The 17,517-nt window shown below is 70.0% G+C and carries 17 protein-coding genes and 1 pseudogene; 12 read left to right on the forward strand and 6 right to left on the reverse strand.

Annotation, left to right across the window (positions count from 1 at the left end):
• Together VE172_RS11465 and VE172_RS11470 are read right to left on the reverse strand one after the other, a co-directional pair.
• Positions 1-199: pseudogene (locus VE172_RS11465) on the reverse strand (ABC transporter permease); the annotation flags it as partial.
• 35 nt (positions 200-234) lie between these two features.
• Complete coding sequence (locus VE172_RS11470; RefSeq protein ID WP_324801424.1) at positions 235-1,242, reverse strand: substrate-binding domain-containing protein; 1,008 nt, start codon at positions 1,240-1,242, stop codon at positions 235-237.
• A gap of 148 nt (positions 1,243-1,390) precedes the next feature.
• Between VE172_RS11470 and VE172_RS11475 the strand changes: the two genes are divergently transcribed.
• The 4 genes from VE172_RS11475 (at position 1,391) to VE172_RS11490 (ending at position 4,219) form a co-directional block, all read left to right on the forward strand.
• Positions 1,391-2,395, forward strand: coding sequence for a LacI family DNA-binding transcriptional regulator (locus VE172_RS11475; protein ID WP_324801427.1), 1,005 nt, complete (start codon positions 1,391-1,393; stop codon positions 2,393-2,395).
• 28 nt (positions 2,396-2,423) lie between these two features.
• The gene (locus tag VE172_RS11480; RefSeq protein WP_324801430.1) at positions 2,424-2,891 is read left to right on the forward strand and encodes a PPOX class F420-dependent oxidoreductase; all 468 of its coding nucleotides are present in this window, start codon (positions 2,424-2,426) and stop codon (positions 2,889-2,891) included.
• On the forward strand, positions 2,888-3,412 hold the full coding sequence (locus tag VE172_RS11485) for a MarR family winged helix-turn-helix transcriptional regulator (protein WP_324801432.1): 525 nt from the start codon (positions 2,888-2,890) through the stop codon (positions 3,410-3,412). Before VE172_RS11480 ends, VE172_RS11485 begins: the two co-directional genes overlap by 4 nt.
• Before the next feature lie 114 nt (positions 3,413-3,526).
• The gene (locus VE172_RS11490) at positions 3,527-4,219 is read left to right on the forward strand and encodes a hypothetical protein (protein WP_324801435.1); all 693 of its coding nucleotides are present in this window, start codon (positions 3,527-3,529) and stop codon (positions 4,217-4,219) included.
• 22 nt (positions 4,220-4,241) lie between these two features.
• Here VE172_RS11490 and VE172_RS11495 read toward each other — a convergent pair whose 3' ends face one another.
• On the reverse strand, positions 4,242-4,889 hold the full coding sequence (locus VE172_RS11495) for an MBL fold metallo-hydrolase (protein ID WP_324801438.1): 648 nt from the start codon (positions 4,887-4,889) through the stop codon (positions 4,242-4,244).
• Between the two features lie 270 nt (positions 4,890-5,159).
• Here VE172_RS11495 and rsgA point away from each other — a divergent pair, with 270 nt between their 5' ends.
• From rsgA to VE172_RS11510, 3 genes are all read left to right on the forward strand, one after another.
• Complete coding sequence (gene rsgA / locus VE172_RS11500; protein WP_324801441.1) at positions 5,160-6,251, forward strand: ribosome small subunit-dependent GTPase A; 1,092 nt, start codon at positions 5,160-5,162, stop codon at positions 6,249-6,251.
• 137 nt (positions 6,252-6,388) lie between these two features.
• Positions 6,389-9,217, forward strand: a complete 2,829-nt coding sequence (gene uvrA, locus VE172_RS11505) for an excinuclease ABC subunit UvrA (RefSeq protein WP_349258345.1) — start codon at positions 6,389-6,391, stop codon at positions 9,215-9,217.
• Between the two features lie 32 nt (positions 9,218-9,249).
• Complete coding sequence (locus tag VE172_RS11510; RefSeq protein WP_324801446.1) at positions 9,250-10,797, forward strand: hypothetical protein; 1,548 nt, start codon at positions 9,250-9,252, stop codon at positions 10,795-10,797.
• 53 nt (positions 10,798-10,850) lie between these two features.
• Here VE172_RS11510 and VE172_RS11515 read toward each other — a convergent pair whose 3' ends face one another.
• Positions 10,851-11,042 carry a hypothetical protein gene (locus VE172_RS11515; RefSeq protein ID WP_324801449.1) on the reverse strand — a complete coding sequence of 64 codons (192 nt, stop codon included), beginning with the start codon at positions 11,040-11,042 and terminating at the stop codon, positions 10,851-10,853.
• Positions 11,043-11,150: 108 nt separating this feature from the next.
• Between VE172_RS11515 and VE172_RS11520 the strand changes: the two genes are divergently transcribed.
• The 3 genes from VE172_RS11520 to VE172_RS11530 are packed head-to-tail and all read left to right on the forward strand — an operon-like array spanning position 11,151 to position 13,527.
• Positions 11,151-12,311 (forward strand): sensor histidine kinase, encoded by a 1,161-nt coding sequence (locus tag VE172_RS11520; protein ID WP_324801453.1) that lies wholly within the window; start codon positions 11,151-11,153, stop codon positions 12,309-12,311.
• On the forward strand, positions 12,308-12,910 hold the full coding sequence (locus tag VE172_RS11525; protein ID WP_324801455.1) for a response regulator transcription factor: 603 nt from the start codon (positions 12,308-12,310) through the stop codon (positions 12,908-12,910). The genes VE172_RS11520 and VE172_RS11525 overlap by 4 nt, the downstream gene beginning before the upstream one ends.
• A 23-nt stretch (positions 12,911-12,933) precedes the next feature.
• Positions 12,934-13,527 (forward strand): prepilin peptidase, encoded by a 594-nt coding sequence (locus tag VE172_RS11530; RefSeq protein WP_324801458.1) that lies wholly within the window; start codon positions 12,934-12,936, stop codon positions 13,525-13,527.
• On the opposite strand, the gene VE172_RS11535 is transcribed toward VE172_RS11530, so the two are convergent.
• Positions 13,511-15,355: an endonuclease/exonuclease/phosphatase family protein gene (locus tag VE172_RS11535; protein ID WP_324801461.1), complete on the reverse strand. Its 1,845-nt coding sequence runs from the start codon at positions 15,353-15,355 to the stop codon at positions 13,511-13,513. The genes VE172_RS11530 and VE172_RS11535 overlap by 17 nt on opposite strands.
• Positions 15,356-15,377: 22 nt before the next feature.
• A complete protein-coding gene (locus VE172_RS11540) occupies positions 15,378-15,779 on the reverse strand; it encodes an SSI family serine proteinase inhibitor (RefSeq protein ID WP_324801463.1) in 402 nt (133 codons plus the stop codon).
• 146 nt (positions 15,780-15,925) lie between these two features.
• Here VE172_RS11540 and aroC point away from each other — a divergent pair, with 146 nt between their 5' ends.
• Both aroC and VE172_RS11550 read left to right on the forward strand, forming a co-directional pair.
• Positions 15,926-17,104, forward strand: a complete 1,179-nt coding sequence (gene aroC, locus VE172_RS11545) for a chorismate synthase (protein WP_324801466.1) — start codon at positions 15,926-15,928, stop codon at positions 17,102-17,104.
• A partial coding sequence (locus VE172_RS11550) for a shikimate kinase (protein ID WP_324801470.1) occupies positions 17,101-17,517 on the forward strand: 417 nt, incomplete at its 3' end. The genes aroC and VE172_RS11550, both read left to right, overlap by 4 nt.

A 17,517-nucleotide genomic window follows, 5' to 3' on the forward strand; every position in this document is an offset into this window, starting at 1 on the left:
CGATGACCGTCACCTGCTGCAGCACCAGCGCGGCGGTGTTGAGTCTGAGGAAGTTGTCGGCCTGGGTCGAAAAGAACGCGATCGCGATGATCAATGCGCACAGTGGACCGATGGTCGATCCGCTGAGTATGCGACGCAGCGGCGACTGTTCGGCGAGGAGGGGGGCCTGTGGTGGGGCCGTGGTCTGTGTCGTGGTCATGTGGTCTTCCTTGAATCAGTGGGGGAGTGCGGCGCTCATCCGCCCCAGCAGTGCTGATTGCCCCAGGTGGTGTCTTTGCTGGCGAGGCCCTTGACGGGGTGGTCGGTGATCAGGGTGACTCCGGTGTCGGTGTACCCGTGGGGTTTGACGCCGTGATCGATGAACTTCATGGCCGCGGCCATGCCGAGTTTCGCCATCTTGACCGGGAACTGCATGGCGGTGGTGTCGAACTTGCCCGCGGCGGTGGCCTCGACGCCGGGGCAGCCGCCGTCGATGGCGACCAGCGTCGTCTGCTTGTCCCGCCCCGCGGCCTTCAGCGCGGTGTAGGCGCCGAGCCCGGCGGGCTCGTTGATCGTGTAGACCAGGTTGATGTCGGGATGGGCCTGGAGGCAGTTCTCCATCGCGGTGGTGGCCTTGGTCTGGTCGCCCTGCGAGTACTCCTCGCAGACCAACTGCTTGTCGCCTTCCTTGATGCCGAAGCCCTTCAGGAAGCCGTCGTGCCGGAGTTGCCCGACGGTGATGCCGGGCGCCAGGTCCATCGTGGCGATCTTGGCGCGCTTGTCGCCGAGTTTCGCCTTGGCGTACTTGCCGACCACCTCGCCGGCGGTGAAGTTGTTGGTGCCGAACAGCCCGTTGGTGGCGTCCTTGGGCTGGGTCGGGGTGTCGAGCGCGATGACGGCGATGCCGAGCTTTTGGGCGCGCTTGATGGACGGGACGATCGCCTTGGTGTCGTTGGGGGTGATCAAGATGGCCTTGACGCCCGAGGCGATCATGTTCTCCATGGCGGAGACCTGTCCCTCGTTGTCGCCGTCGAAGGCTCCGGTGGCGGTCAGCAGTGTGGCGCCCGCCTTGTGCGCCGCGGACAGGGCGCTGTTCTTCATCTCGATGAAGATCGGGTTGGTCTCGGTCTTGGTGATCAAGCCGATCTTCACCCGGTCGTCGGAGCCGGAACCGCAGGCTGCCGTGCTCAACCCGACAAGGCTGATCACGGCCAGGGCGAGGAACGCCCTGACGAGGCGGTGCCAGCCACGCTTTTTCGGCATGGGGCCTCTCCAATGGAGTGTGGGGGTGCCGGTCTGAAAATGTGTGTGAGGCCAGTCTCAATGCGCGATCGTATAGTGAGACAAGCGGTTGCGCAACCGCTTGCGCGAGATTTAGTGTCGGGCCGTTGACGGCAGGAGAGGAGTACGCATGGTCACCATGGCCGACGTCGCACGTCAGGCCGGCGTGTCAGTGTCCACAGTGTCCCACATCGTGAACGGGACCCGATTCGTCAAGGAGGACACCAAGAAGCGCGTCCTGGAAGCCATCCGCCAGATCGGGTACATCCACAACACCCTGGCCCGCTCCCTGGCCACCCAGAGCTCCCAGAGCATCGGCCTGGCCATCTCGGCGATCTCCAACTTCTACTTCGCCGACATCGTCGCGGCCATGGAGTCCGCCGCCCGCCGCGCCGGCTTCACCCTGCTGCTGGCCGAGACCCACGACGACCCCGACGAGGAACTCCAGGTCATCCAGGCCCTGCACCAGCGCCGCGTCGACGGCATCCTCTACGCCCCCTCCACCGACTCCTCCGGCGCCGCGCTGCGCTACCTTTCCGAGCTCGGCGTCCCCACCGTCCTGGTCGACCGCTGCGCCTGGAACCACTTCGACCAGATCGGCACGGAAAACGTCCGCTCCGCCGCCCACCTCACCGCCCACCTGGCCGCCCGCGGTCACCGCCGCATCGGCCTGGTCACCGGACCCACCCGGATCCGCACCTTCGCCGAGCGCGCCGACGGCTACGCCGCGGGCCTCGCCGAGGCGGGCATCGACGGCGACCCGTCCCTCGTCGCCCGCGGCCGCCCCGGCCCCGACTTCGCCGCCGAGGCCGTGGCCGGCTTCCTCCGGCTGCCCGACCCGCCCACGGCCCTGGTCTCGGGCAACAACCATCTGTCCATAGAGCTCATGCGCGCCCTCAACACCCGCGGCCTCAAGGTCCCCGACGACATGGCCCTTGCGGCCTTCGACGACTTCGAATGGGCGGACCTGTTCCACCCCCGCCTCACCACCATGGCCCAACCCATCGAGTCGATCGGCGAGGGCGCCGTCACCCTCCTGTTGGAACGCCTCGCCGACCCGAAACGCCCGGTCCACACGATCCGCCTCGACCCGGTCTTCACCCACCGCGACTCCTGCGGGTGCCCGCCGTCATAATCGCGTTGCCAACGAGGGGAGAACCACCATGTCACCGAACATCGCCACCGCCGACCGGGTCGACCGCGCCGGGCTCCTGGAGTTCCTGCGCCCCAGGCATCGCTGCGTCCTGTCCACCACCCGCGCCGACGGGCGTCCCCAGATGTCGCCGGTGTCGTGCGGTGTCGATGCCGCCGGACGCCTGGTGATCGCCACCTACCCCCGGCGCGTCAAGGCCCGCAACGCCCGCCGCGACGCCCGGGTGTCGGCGTGCGTGCTGTCGGACGATTGGAACGGCGCGTACGTGCAGATCGACGGCACCGCCGAGGTCCTCGACATGCCCGAGGCCCTGGAACCGTTGGTGGAGTACTTCCGCGTCATCGCCGGCGAACACTCCGACTGGGACGAGTACCGCGAGGCGATGCGCCGCCAGGACAAGTCGCTGATCCGCGTCACCATCGACCGCTGGGGCCCGATCGCCACCGGCGGCTTCCCTCCGGAGGTCGCGGCGTCGTGACGGTCGGCCGACAGGACCTGGTCGACGAGCTGGCCAGGGAGATGCCGGGGTACATATCGGCATCGGTGCGGTATCAGATGGCGATTGCCGATCAGTTGGACATGCCGCTGGCGGACATACACGCGATCGGCGCGCTGCGGGAGTTCGAACCCATCGGGGCCAAGCGATTGGCGGAGCTGATGGGCATGACGTCGGGCGCCGTGACCCGGCTCGTCGATCGCCTGGAACAGTCCGGCTATGTGCGCCGATCGCCCGACCCCACCGATCGCCGTCGAGTCGTGCTGCGCGTCGTGGGCGAGCGCGTCGCCGAGATCGAGCGCTTCTACGCACCGATGGGCCTGCGCTGGCAGCGTCAGATGGCCCAGTACACCGACGATCAGCTGCGATTCCTGGTCGGCTTCCTGCGACACGGCAGCGAGAGCGCGCAGGAGGAGACCGTGCGGCTGCGCGCCGGCGGGCGGGCCCACGGCACCCGCCGCCGTCGCGATGAGACTCCCGAGGGGTCTCGGGGAGAACCCTGAGCGTTCCCGGAAAGCTGCTGCAAACACTTGCTGCTTAAAGCAGCTAATGATTGACTCTGTGCACGGGCCAATGGCGCCCATCCCACCCACCCGTGCACAAAGGAGAACCCTGGAATGTCGACCATCGCCTCGGTGACGACACGCAAGAGGCTGCAACCGTTCTACCTGGCAGTCCCGTTCACGGCCATCATCACAGGATGGTTCAACCTGTCCGATTCCCTGCCCGTCCCGGTGGCCGTACTCGCCGGCGCCGGCTGGGGAGTCGTTCTCGGCCTGCTCGCCATGTGGGCCAACAACAAGCCGCTACTGGCGGCGTGGATCGAGGACGCGCTGGTGTACCTGTGCGTCATCGGGCTGGCGTTCGCCGGATGCGGTGGCCTGATGGCGATCGTCATGTTGGACGGAGCCCTCGGCAGCTCCTCGCTGTCGGGGGAGGCGCTGAAGGAACTGTTCATGCCGACGATCCCCTACTACATCATCGTGAACGGTCTGCTGGAGATGGTGATCGTTCCGGCGCTGCTGTTCTTCGGGTGGCGGAAGGGAAGGCGCCGCGTCCTCATCCTCGTCACCGCGGCCCTGTACTTCGGGATGCGAGTGTGGACCTACCTGACGTTCGTTCCGTCGCGATTGAAGTGGGCGGACTCCAACCACGCCACCACGGCGCTGACGGCCGCCGAGCGTAAGCAGGCGTCGACGGACCTCATGGTCGACGACCCGCGATGGATCCTGCTGCTGGGAATGCTCGCCGTGTTGTTGGTCGCCGCGTATCTCTCGCGGGTGCGCGAGGTCAAAAAGGCGATGTCCTGATCGAAAGGGGCTGGCGGCTATGTCACCAGCCCCGGTCCCACCACTCCTTCAGGTGGGGGCGCTCGGCGCCCAGCGTGGTGTCGTCGCCGTGGCCCGGGTACACCCAGGTGTTGTCGGCGAGGCGGCCGAAGACCTTCGTTTCCAGGTCGGTCATGAGCGAGCGGAAGTCCTTGGGGCTGTTGGTCTTTCCCGGCCCGCCGGGGAACAGGCTGTCGCCGGTGAAGAGGTGATCGCCGCCCGAGTCGCGGTACAGCAGCGCGATCGCGCCCGGGGTGTGGCCCACCAGGTGGATCACCTCGAGGGAGAACTCGCCGCAGTCGATGGTGTCGCCGTCGCGCAGCGTGTCGTCCACGACCGGGATCTCGTCGGCGTCGTCGGTGTGGGCCAGGCTGCGGGCGCCGGTGCGCTTGGCGACGGTCGCCAGGGCGCGCACGTGGTCCCAGTGTTGATGCGTCGTGACGATTGTGGATAGTCCACGAGGGCCGACGGCCTCGACGATCCGGTTCGCCTCGGCGGCGGCGTCGATGAGGAGCTGTCGGCCAGTGGCGCGGCACGACAACAGATACACGTTGTTGTCCATCGTGCTCACCGAGAACTTGGTGATGGTGGCGGCGTCCACTCCGCGGATCTCGGCTGGTCCGCCGGGACGCACGTGCCCTGTGTATGTCATGGCTCCCAGTGTCGCGCGTTCGATGAGGATCGTGAAAACGGGCTTGTCAAGCGGGAGGTGGAGGGCTTACCGTCTTAGCAATTCCCACGGATGAATTGGTCCGCAGACGATGGTGAGGAGGTGGCGGACATGCGGGACACGACCCCGGTATCGGGGCGATGTCGTATCGGCAGGGATCTATGCATGCCCGCCGAATTCCACGAGGTCCAGTGACCGCACCGGCAATGTAGCCCGCGTGCGCTGGCCCCACATACCTAGAAAAGGTGCTTCGTGACCACGTCACTTGCGTCCCTGGGATGGGACGAACGATTCCAGGACTCCTTTCGCCGGTTCCGGCGACCGGGGAACTGCGCGGGCCGGGTGACCCGGGTTGACCGCGGGGTGTGCACGGTGCTGACCGCCGCGGGCACGGTGCGCGCCAGCCTGGCCGGGCGGATGCTGTCGGCCGTGGCCAAGGACCCGCTGGCGATGCCGAGCGTCGGCGACTGGGTCGTCGTGCGGACCTGGGAGGCCGACCGCCGCACGATCGAGGCGGTGCTGCCGCGGCGCAGCGCACTGGTGCGTCACACCGCGGGCAAGGCCGCCGAGGGTCAGGCGATCGCCGCCAACGCCGACGCCGTCGCCGTGGTGGAGTCGCTGGACCCCGACCCCGACTCCGGACGCATCGAGCGGCTGGCCGCCCTGGCCCACGCGTCGGGGGCCGAGCCGCTGCTGGTGCTCACCAAGGCCGACATGGTTCCCGACGTCGACCTGCTGGCCGCCGACCTGGGGGAGGCGATGCCCGGGTGCCCGGTGATCACCGTCAGCTCGGTGACCGGGCAGGGCATGGAACGGCTGGCCGGATATCTCGGCGACGGGCGGACCCTGGCGCTGGTCGGGGCGTCGGGTGCCGGCAAGTCCACCCTGGTGAACGCCCTGGCGGGGGTGGAGGCCATGGCCACCAGGGGATTGCGCGCCGACGGACGCGGGCGACACACCACGTCCCACCGCGCCCTGATCGCCCTTCCCCAGGGCGGGTCCATCATCGACACCCCGGGACTGCGGGTGGTGGGGCTGTTCGATCGCCGACCCGGCGACGCGGCCAGCCCCACCGACGGACTCGCCCGCGCCTTCGAGGACCTGGAGGAGCTGGCGACCGAGTGCCGTTTTCGCGACTGCCGTCACGACACCGAACCCGGGTGCGCGATCCTGGCGGCCGTGGCCGACGGACTGGTCACCACCCGCCGCGTCGACAACTGGCGCAAGCTCCAGCGCGAACAGGCCTTCGCCCGCAGCCGCGCCGACGCCCGCGCCCGCGCGGTGGACCGCGACCGCAAGCGCAAACTCGCCGCCGCCGAACGGGCCCGGCTTCGTAAACTCTGACCCGTTCGGTCCGTCCCCGGTGCGAACGGGCGGGTGTTGTCATAGCCGAGAGATAGGGTCGCGGCGTGAGTGCAGCGTCTTCGTCGAAGTCTTCATCGAAAAAGCCCAAACGTCCTGGTCAACGCCCCAGCGAGCACATAAGCGTGCGCGGAGCGCGCGAGCACAACCTGCGCAACGTCTCGCTCGACCTTCCCCGCGACGCCCTGATCGCGTTCACCGGCCTGTCCGGCTCGGGGAAGTCGAGCCTGGCGTTCGACACGATCTTCGCCGAGGGACAGCGACGCTACGTCGAGTCCCTGTCGGCGTACGCCCGCCAGTTCCTGGGCCAGATGGACAAGCCGGACGTGGACTTCATCGAGGGGCTGTCCCCGGCGGTGTCGATCGACCAGAAGTCGACGTCCAAGAACCCGCGTTCGACGGTGGGAACCATCACCGAGATCTACGACTATCTGCGGTTGCTGTTCGCCCGGATCGGCCGCCCGCACTGCCCCGTGTGCGGTGAGCCGGTCACCAAGCAGACCCCGCAGCAGATCGTGGACCAGGTGCTCGGCATGGACGAGGGCACCCGCTTCCAGGTGTTGGCGCCGGTGGTGCGCGATCGCAAGGGCGAGTACGAATCGCTGTTCAGCGAGCTGCAGACCAAGGGCTACGCCCGCGCCCGGGTCGACGGCGTGGTGCACCAGCTCAACGAGGTGCCCAAGCTCAAGAAGCAGGAGAAGCACTCCATCGAGGTGGTGGTGGACCGCCTGTCGGTGAAGGCCTCGGCCAAGCAGCGGCTCACCGATTCCGTCGAGGCGGCCCTGAGCCTGGCCGGCGGCATCGTGCTGCTGGACTTCGTCGACGTGGCCGAGGACGACCCGGCGCGGGAACGCCGCTTCTCCGAGCACCTGGCCTGCCCCAACAACCACCCGCTGGCGCTGGACGACCTGGAGCCGCGCTCGTTCTCGTTCAACACCCCCTACGGCGCCTGCCCCGAGTGCACCGGCCTGGGCGTGCGGCTCGAGGTCGACCCCGACCTCGTGATCCGCGACGGCGAGAAGACCATCCGCAACGGCGCCCTGGCGCCGTGGTCCAGCGTCGGCATGGGCGACTACTTCCTGCACCAGCTGACCGCGCTGGGGGAGGTGCTCGGCTTCGACGTCGACACCGCCTGGGACGACCTGCCCGCCCGCGCCCAAAAGGCCGTCCTCTACGGCCACGACACCAAGCTGATGGTGAAGTACCGCAACCGGCACGGCCGCGACCGCTCCTACACCACCAGCTTCGAGGGCGTGGTGCCGTGGGTGGAGCGCCGCCACTCCGACACCGACTCCGAGTGGACCCGCGACAAGTACGAGGGCTTCATGCGGGAGGTGCCCTGCAACTCCTGCCACGGCACCCGGCTGAAGCCCGAGGTGTTGGCGGTGACGGTGTCGGGCCACAACATCGCCGAGGTGTGCGGGCTGTCGGTGCTGCGCTGCTCCGAACTGGTCGACGAGCTCACCCTGTCGTCCTCGGAGGCGATGATCGCCGAGCGCGTGGTCAAGGAGATCAAGGCGCGGCTGAAGTTCCTGCTGGACGTCGGCCTGGACTACCTGTCGCTGGATCGCGCCTCCGCCAGCCTGTCCGGCGGCGAGGCCCAGCGGATCCGGCTGGCCACCCAGATCGGGGCCGGGCTGGTCGGCGTGCTGTACGTCCTGGACGAGCCGTCCATCGGCCTGCACCAGCGCGACAACCACCGGCTCATCGAGACCCTGGTGCGGCTGCGCGACCTGGGCAACACCCTCATCGTGGTCGAACACGACGAGGACACGGTGCGCACCGCCGACTGGGTGGTCGACATCGGGCCCGGCGCCGGCGAGCACGGCGGCAACATCGTCCACTCCGGATCGGTCAAGGAGCTGTTGGCCAACAAGGAATCCCTGACCGGCCAGTACCTGTCGGGGGCGCGCTCCATCGACATCCCGGCGGTGCGCCGCCCGCCGGAGTCCGGCCGCACGCTCGTGGTGAAGGGCGCCCGGGAACACAACCTGCGCAATGTGGACGTCACCTTCCCCCTGGGCTGCATGATCACCGTGACCGGCGTGTCCGGCTCAGGAAAGTCCACACTGGTCAACGAGATCCTGTACAAGGTGCTGGCCAGCCAGATCCAAAACGCCAAGGCCGTGCCCGGCCGCCACCGCCGCGTCGAAGGACTGGACAACGTGGACAAGGTGGTGGGTGTCGACCAGTCGCCGATCGGGCGCACCCCGCGCTCCAACCCGGCCACCTACACCGGCGTGTTCGACAAGATCCGCAAGCTGTTCGCCGAGACCACCGAGGCCAAGGTGCGCGGCTACACGCAGGGGCGCTTCTCGTTCAACGTCAAGGGCGGGCGCTGCGAGGCGTGCAGCGGCGACGGCACCCTGAAGATCGAGATGAACTTCCTGCCCGACGTCTACGTGCCCTGCGAGGAATGCCACGGCGCCCGCTACAACCGGGAAACCCTCGAGGTGCACTACAAGCACAAGACGATCTCCGAGGTGCTGGACATGCCGATCGAGGAGGCGGCGGAGTTCTTCAAGCCGATCTCCACGATCCACCGCCACCTCAAGACCCTCGTGGACGTCGGCCTCGGCTACGTCCGGCTCGGCCAGCCCGCCCCCACCCTGTCCGGCGGCGAGGCGCAGCGCGTCAAGCTCGCCGCCGAGCTCCAGAAGCGCTCCACCGGCCGCACGGTCTACGTCCTGGACGAGCCCACCACGGGCCTGCACTTCGAGGACATCCGCAAGCTGCTGGGCGTGCTGTCGGGTCTGGTCGACAAGGGCAACACCGTCATCGCGATCGAGCACAACCTGGACGTCATCAAGTGCTCGGACTGGCTGATCGACATGGGGCCCGACGGCGGCGACAAGGGCGGCGACGTCGTGGTGACCGGGACGCCGGAGACCGTGGCCAAGACGGCCGAAAGCCACACCGGGACGTTCCTGAAACCCTTGCTCACCTAGGAGAGTCGCACGGCCCGTAGGATGCGGAGACGATGGACGCTGAGGTGGACCGATCTTCCCCGATCCCACTGGAACCACCGACCCCGCCGCCGTTCGTGCGGGCCTGGTGGCGGCGCTTGGCCAGCCCGTACCTCGCGATGTCGCTGCTGGCGGTGGCGGTCGCGGCGATCCTGGCCGCCCGGCGTCCCTGGGGCATCGACTTCTGGGTGCACGTCACCGCCGTGAACCGGCTCAGCCAGGACCTGCTCGACCCCGGAGGCCTGCAGACCGCGGGCACCGGGGTCGAGTCCGTCTACTACTCGCCCTACACCGTGGTGCTGGCGCTGTTGGCGCAGCTCACCGGCCTGTCGGGGGCGACCGTGCTGTCCCTGGCGGCCCCGGCCTGGGCGGCGCTGCTGTGCTTCGCGTTCTTTCGCTTCGCGCGGCTGTTCGGCGACGGCGCGTGGTATCCCGTGATCGCCATGGGCATCGCCGTGACCCTGTGGGGCTGGCGGATGTGGGCCGACGGCGGCCTGCTCGACATCTTCGGCCTCCCCGTCACCCTGCCGCTTCCGTCTACCATGGCCACCGCGTTCATGCTCCTGGTGTGGACGCTGGTGGTGCGGGTCATCGACCAACCCCGGGTGTGGCCGTGGATGGCGATCGCGGCCCTGGCGACGCTGATCCTGTTGTGCCACCCCGCGACCGCGGTCGGCACCGGGGCCGGCTGCGTGGCCCTGCTGATCTGGCGGGGCCCGAGCCTCGACGCGAGGGCGATCGCCGGGCTGGCCGCCAGCCTCGCCGCCGTCGCCGTCGCGGTGTTCACCTGGCCGTACTACCCGGTGGCGGCGCTGCTGGGTTCGGCCGCGGATCCCACGCCGACGACCCTGTACGCCGCCGCGTGGCCGTGCGCGATCTTCGTGCTGCTGGCGTCTTCGGCGCTGTGGTCACGCTTGCGCGCCGATCGCCGCGACCCCCTGGTGTGGACGGTGGTGCTGTGCCTGGTCGCCGCCGTCGTCGGCGAACTGACCGGGTACCGGGCCGTGGCGGCGACGCTGCCGCCGCTGATGATCGCCGCCCAGCTCGCGCTGGCCGTCGAGCTGTACCGCCGCCGCGGGCAGCCGCGCGCGGCGCGCTGGTGGGCCGCGGCGGTGACGATGGCCTGCGCCGTCGGCCTGCTGTTCAACATCGGGAACCTGCTGTACGCGTTGCCGCCCAACGCGTACGTCACCGAGTTCCAGGCCCGGGTGGGCTACAGCCCGCAGCCCGCCGACTATGCCTGGCTGTCCGAATACGCCGCCGTCGGCGACACCGTCCTCGCCGACGACCTCGAGGCCAACCGGATCATCACCGCCTACGGCGTGTACACCGTGGCGCCCGGCTGGCGGGACCCGGTGGTGCCCGACACCACGGCGAGAAGGACGGCCGCCGCGCTCTTCTTCTCCGGCGACACAGAGCCGGCGGCCCGCGACGACATCGTGCGTCGCTACCACGTGAACTGGATTCTGTATGTCAAGGGCGACAACAGAATTCTCCCCTCCATCGCGTCCCTCGTGGTGGTTGGCCCCGCCGGGCAACGGCTCTACCGCGCCGCCGGGTGACCGCTACTTCGGCGCCGCCGTACACAGCCCTGTCGGCGGCGCCGAAGCGGGGCTCACTGCTTGCTCGCCTTGGAGCGCCGAGCGAGCGCGTTGAAGATCAACGCCACGACGAACGCGACGATGAACACCACCACGGCGCCGATGATGGTGACCGCGGTGGTGTTCCCGGTCGGGATGGCGATGGCGGTCCAGATGACCAGGGCGATGATCCCGGCGATCAGCGCGCTGATGTACTTCTTGGGCATTGGCCTGTTCTCCTCGGTGGTTCGCGTCCGTTTGACGTGCTCGACGCTACGTGCGAGCCGGGGAACCGGCTGTCCATCGACCAGTGGACATCGATAGCATCCGATACCGTGCCCCCAACGCCGGATGCCCGCCGCGCGCACTCCTGGATTCAGGACCGAACCAACTGGGAGATCGCGTTCTCCGTCGTGCTGATCGGCACCAGCGCGGTCGTGATCAACAACACCCATCCCCTGTGGATCAAGGTGGCGGTGCCCCTGCTGTTGCTGGCGCAGGTCCCCGCGTATCTGTGGCTGGGGCGGGGGGTCGTGGCCACCGAACACCACGGGGGGCGGCCCTGGCTTTACATCGCGCTGGTCGTCGCCCTGTACCTGCCCGCCACCGCCCTGGCCGACGAGACCGCGGTGTCCATGATGGGTCTGGCTCCGCTGGTGTTTCTGACCCTGGAGCCGAAGTGGGCGGTGGCGGTGCTGGCGGTCAGCGAGGTGGTCCCGGTGGCCAAGGTGGTCGTCTCCCCGACGGCCACGAACCCCGACCTGGCGATGTTCATCGCGGTCATCCTGCTGGGCCTGGCGTTCGCGTACTTCTTCGGCAGCTGGATCGGCCACCTGATCACGCAGAGTCGCGAACGCGCCGAGCTGATCCGCGAGCTCGACGACACCCGCGCCGAACTGGCCGAGGTGAGCCGCTACGCCGGCGCCCTGGCCGAGCGGCAGCACCTGGCCCGCGAGGTGCACGACACTCTGGCGCAGGGCTTCACCAGCATCGCGACCCTGTTGGAGGCGGCCGAGCACAGCGACGACTCGGACAAGTACCTCACCCTGGCCCGCGACACCGCGCGCGAGAACCTCGCCGAGGCCCGTGCCCTGGTGTCGGGCTCGCGAGACGAGGTGCCGCTGCGGGAATCCTTGCGCCGCACCGCCAAGCGCCTGGCCGACAGCGCCGACATCGCGGTGGAGTGCCGCGTGGAGGGCGAGGCCAGGCCGCTGGAGTCCACGGTGGAGCTGATGCTGCTGCGCATCGCCCAGGAGGGGCTGTCCAACATCCGCAAACACGCGCACGCGCGCCACGCCACCGTGGCCATCGCGTTCGAGGCCGACCGGGTGCGGCTGCGCCTGGTCGACGACGGCGTCGGCTTCGACCCGGGCGCGCCGCGCGGCGGTTACGGCCTGCGCGGCATGCGGGAACGGGTGGCCGAGGCCGGGGGAGAGCTCACCGTGGACAGTGCCGTCGGGGACGGCACCCGCGTCGAGGCGTGTGTCGCCGCGTGATCCGCGTGATGATTGTGGACGATCATCCCGTGGTGCGGTTCGGGCTGCGCGGAATGCTGGAGTCCGCCGAAGGCGTCGAGGTGTGCGGCGAGGCGGCCTCGGGTCCCGAGGCGCTGGCCGCCGCCCCGGGTGCCGCCCCCGACGTGATCCTGATGGACCTGCGGATGCCCGACGGCGACGGCCTGGACGCCATCGCCGCGCTGGTCCGCCACGCCAGGGTGATCGTCCTGACCACCTACGAGGACGACGGCGACATCGCCCGCGCCATCGGCTCCGGGGCGGCGGGATACCTGCTGAAGGACACCCCGCGCGCCACGCTGCTGGAGGCGATCACCGCGGCCGACACCACGGGCCGCGCTCGTCTGTCGCCCAGTGTGACGCGCCGCCTGACCTCGCATTCCAAGTCGCGAACGCTGTCGGAACGCGAGACCGAGGTGCTGCGGCTGGTGTCGCGGGGCCTCAGCAACCCCGAGATCGGCGGCGAGCTCTACATCGCCGAGTCGACCGTGAAGACGTACCTGTTGCGGATCTTCGCCAAGCTCGAGGTGTCCGACCGCACGGCGGCGGTGACGACGGCACTGGAGCGCGGCCTGCTTTGACAACGGCGGGTATAACCCGTGCCATGGGGGAGTGGATCGTGCCCGTCGCGTGTGGACTGGGCGTCGCGCCGCTGGTGCGTCGCATGGTCGCCGCGCGGACGACACCGCCGCGGCTGACGTCGGCGGCGACGGCGACGGCCGCGGTGCTGGTGTCCATAGCGGCGAGTGCGCCGGGTCTCGTTGCCGCCGTGGTCTTGTCGGCGCTGGTGGCACCCGCCGTCGCGCTGTGGCACATCGACCTGCGTCTACGCGTGCTACCCGACGCGATCGTGCTGCCGTGCTATCCGCTGATCGGGGGCATGCTCATCACCGCCGCCGTCGCCACGGGCGACGGGGACGCCGCGCTGCGGGCGAGCGGCGCGAGCGCTTTGAGCCTGGCCGCCTACGCGGCGATGGCCGCGTGCGGCGGGATCGGGTGCGGGGACGTCAAACTCGCGGGCCTGCTCGGCTTGGCGCTGGGCTGGATCGGTTGGGGGACGGCGTTCACCGCGATCGTCCTGGCGTTCGCCGCGGCGGCGGTTCCCGCGCTGGTCGCGCTGGTGTCGCGTCGGGAGGGGACGATCGCCTTCGGGCCGCCGATGCTGCTCGGCGCGCTGGCGGCTACGTGGTGGGCGTGACCGTCGCCCGCAGCGGCAGGTGATCCGAGGCGGTGGCACCCAGCAGGGCGAAGCGGCTGAACGCGATGTCGTCGGTGCCGAAGATCCAGTCGACGCGGTTGACGGGGTGCACCGACGGCGATGTGGCGCGGTCGCCCTGGCCCGCGTCGTCCTGCGCGTTGTGGAATCCCGCCTTCGCGAACCGCTCGATCTCGGGCCACCCCGGCAGCGAGTTCATGTCGCCCGCGATCACCGTGTGTTTCGCGTTTCCCCACGCTCGCAACAGGACCCGAATCTCGGCCAGCCGAGTCGGCGTCACGTCACGGTGCTGGAGGTGGGCCGTCATCACCCGCACGTTCCCGTCCGCGGTGGTGACGGTGGCGGCGGCGTACGAACGCACCATGCTGCCCGCGCCCCGGGGCAGGTGGCCCGTCTCGACGTGGCTCAAGGGCAGGGTCGTCAGGATCAGGTTCCCGAACTGACCGTCGGCGGCGGGGGCCCACACGTAGCTCATGCCGAGCTCGCGCGACAGCCAACTCGCCAGGTCGACGCCGCCGCCGATCGGCCAGCCGCGGCTGACCTCCTGCAGCACCACCGTGTTCACGCGGGCGCCCACGATGGTGTCGCGAATCGCGAACGGGTCGACCGCGCCGTCGACGCCGGTCCCGTAGTGGATGTTCCAGGTCAACAGCCGCAGCGGCGCGACATCGGACTCGGTGACCGCCGAGGTGAACACCGCCATGGGCCACAACAAGACCGCGACCAGACCCAGGCCGATCGCGCAGGCACCGACCCGCCGCCGTCCGGCCGCGCGGACCCCCGGGCGCGAACCCAACAGCCCCACGACAACGGCGGCGCCGATCGGCACCGAGGCGCCGGGCACGCCCAGCGGCGTCTCGTAGTTGGCCTGGTACGGCAGCACCACCAGCACGAATCCCCAACCCGTGCCCAGCCCCGCCAGCGCCAGTCCCCACCCGGCGCTTCGCCGCCGTGACGGCTGATCCCACGCCGCGGTCAGGACCGCGCCCAGACTCGCGATCGTCAGCACCGCACCGCCCGCGGCGACCGCGCCGTGCCCAAGGAACAGCGCCGCCACCGCCACGACCAGCACCCCCGGCGAGACGAATCGCGGCAGGCACGACGCGGGCGCCGCCAGCGCCAGGCAACAGCCCGCGAGAATGAGCGCGGTCGCCACCGCGACGGACACATCGGACTGGGAGGCGACGAAGCTCGGTGAGGCCGCGAAGAACGCGGCCACCGCGACGACGGGTCCGCACAGTCCGACGCGCGCGGTCGCGGGCGCCGCCTCGGGGCCACCGTGACGACTCCACACGACGGCCACCAACAGTCCCAACAGGATCAGGGTGCGGGGCGCGGCGGCGATGCCGAACGGCGATCGCCATACCGCGTCCACGGTGAACTCGAATGTCCCGCGCAGCAGCGCGTCGAGCCCGATTCCGGCGATCAGCGCGGCGACCGCCCGCGCCGCCCCGTCGCCGCGCGCCTGATCCACGGCCAAGACCAACGCGATCAGCGCCACCACGGCGACCGCCACAATGGACTCGGGTGTCCGTGGCGCGTCGAACCCGGCGGCCAGCCGCCCGAGTCCCGCCGCGAGCACCGCGATCCACGCCGCCCGGCGCGGACGCGTCCACAAACCCGCGACCCCCGCCAGCCCGACCAGCGCGAACGCCCCCACCGCCACCGCCGCGGCGCCGGGAACCCCGTAGCGGCCCGCGAAGGAATCGACGGCGGGACCGCTGGCGCGCAACGACTCCAGCGCGATCAGCGTCGCCGTGGCGACGGGAAGGACGGGACGAAGCGCAGCGGCGAAGTGTTGGGGGGACACGAGGTCCGATGCTATCGATCTTTTAGAAGTCGAACATGACTCCGCCGGTGGCGCGGTCGGCGACGCAGGCGTTGGAATAGTGCCCGCGATAGTGCACGCGGCTGTTCTCCCAGTGCCCGTAGGCGGTCACCGTCACCGGGTCCCAGATCATCGGGCAGGGTCCGGCGTCGTACCCCGACTGGGCCAGGTCGCCGTGGGTCTCGGCGAGCAGGTCGCAGACCTGGGCGTAGTGCGGGTGGTTGCCGGAGTGCGGGTAGCAGCTGACGTACCTGGCGTCGCGCAGGCCGTCGCGGTCGCCGCTGACGGTGAAGGTGACGTACGCGCCGATCTGGGAGGTGGCGGGTGCGGCGTGGGCGGTGGCGGGAACCAGCGCCAATGCGGTGGCGGACAGGGCGAGCCCCGCGATTCGGGCCTTTGTGGACATCGAATGTCGCTCCTTGTTGAAATGTTTCACGTGAAGCGACGATGACACTACAGTGTGTTTGTGCGCGTTTCGGGCGGGCGCGGGAAAATTCACCCTCGGCCCGCCTCGGTCTCGGGCGTTCGGGCAGGCCATGACAGACTTGCCCGGTGTTGCGCTGGATGACCGCCGGAGAATCTCACGGACCGGCGCTGGTGGCCATCATCGACGGGCTTCCCGCCGGGATCGGCATCACCAGCACCGATATCGCCGCCGCCCTGGCACGCCGCCGCCTGGGTTACGGCCGCGGCGCCCGGATGAAGTTCGAGGCCGACGCCTGCGAGTTCATCGGCGGCGTCCGGCATGGACGCACCCTGGGCTCCCCGGTGGCGATCCGGGTGGGTAACTCGGAGTGGCCGAAGTGGGACAAGGTGATGGCCGCCGACCCCGTCGACCCCGGCGAGCTGGACGGCCTGGGCCGCAACGCCCCCCTGACCCGTCCCCGCCCCGGGCACGCCGACCTGGCCGGGATGCAGAAGTACGGCTTCACCGACGCCCGGCCGATCCTGGAGCGCGCCTCGGCGCGCGAGACCGCCGCGCGGGTGGCCGTCGGCGGTGTGGCCCGCGCCTTCCTGAGCCAGGGACTCGGCATCGACATCGTGTCCCACGTGGTGTCGATGGGAAGCGCCGCCGTCAAACCCGGCACCGTGCCCACCCCCGCCGACGCCGCGGCGATCGACGCCGACCCGGTGCGCTGCGCCGATCCCGAGGCCTCGGCCGCCATGGTCGCGGAGGTGGACGCCGCCAAGGCCGACGCCGACACCCTCGGCGGCGTGATCGAGGTGCTCGCCTACGGCCTGCCGCCCGGCCTCGGATCCCACGTGCAGTGGGACCGCAAGCTCGACGCGCGGGTTTCCGCCGCGCTGATGTCCATCCAGTCGGTCAAGGGCGTCGAGATCGGCGACGCCTTCACCCAGGCGGTGTCGCGCGGCTCGGCCTCCCACGACGAGATGACCCCCACCCCCGACGGCGTCGTCCGGCTCACCGACCGGGCCGGCGGCCTGGAGGGTGGCATCACCACGGGGCAGCCGCTGCGGGTGCGCGCGGCGGTGAAGCCGATCTCCTCGCTCACCCGCCCGCTGTCCACGGTGGATGTCATCACGGGCGAGCCCGCCGAGGCGATCAACCAGCGCAGCGACGTCGCGGCCGTCCCGGCCGCCGCCGTGGTCGCCGAGTCGATGCTGGCCTTCGTGCTGGCCGAGGCGGCGCTGGAGAAGTTCGGCGGCGACAGCCTCGGCGAGGTGGCCCGCAACCTGGCCGGTTACCGCGACAACCTTCCGATCGCATGAGCCCGATACTGGTCCTGGTCGGGCCGCCCGGCAGCGGAAAGTCCACCGTGGGCAGGTTGCTGGCCCGGCGGCTCGGCGTCGCCTTCCGCGATACCGACGCCGACATCGAAGCCCTGGCGGGCAAACCGATCCCCGACATCTTCGTCGACCACGGCGAGGAGCACTTCCGCGAGCTGGAACGCCGCGCCGTGGCCACCGCCCTGTCCGAACACGACGGTGTGCTGGCGCTGGGCGGCGGCGCCATCCTGGCCGAGGCCAACCGCGCGCTGCTGCGCGAGGCGACCGTGGCGTTCCTGTCGGTGGAACTGGCCGCGGCGGTGAAGCGGGTCGGCATGGGCGCCGGGCGGCCGCTGCTGGCGATGAACCCGCGCGCCACCCTGAAGGCCCAGCTCGACCGGCGCCGTCCCTTGTAC

This window comes from Stackebrandtia sp., from assembly GCF_035643755.1.
Classification (GTDB): Bacteria; Actinomycetota; Actinomycetes; order Mycobacteriales; family Micromonosporaceae; genus Stackebrandtia.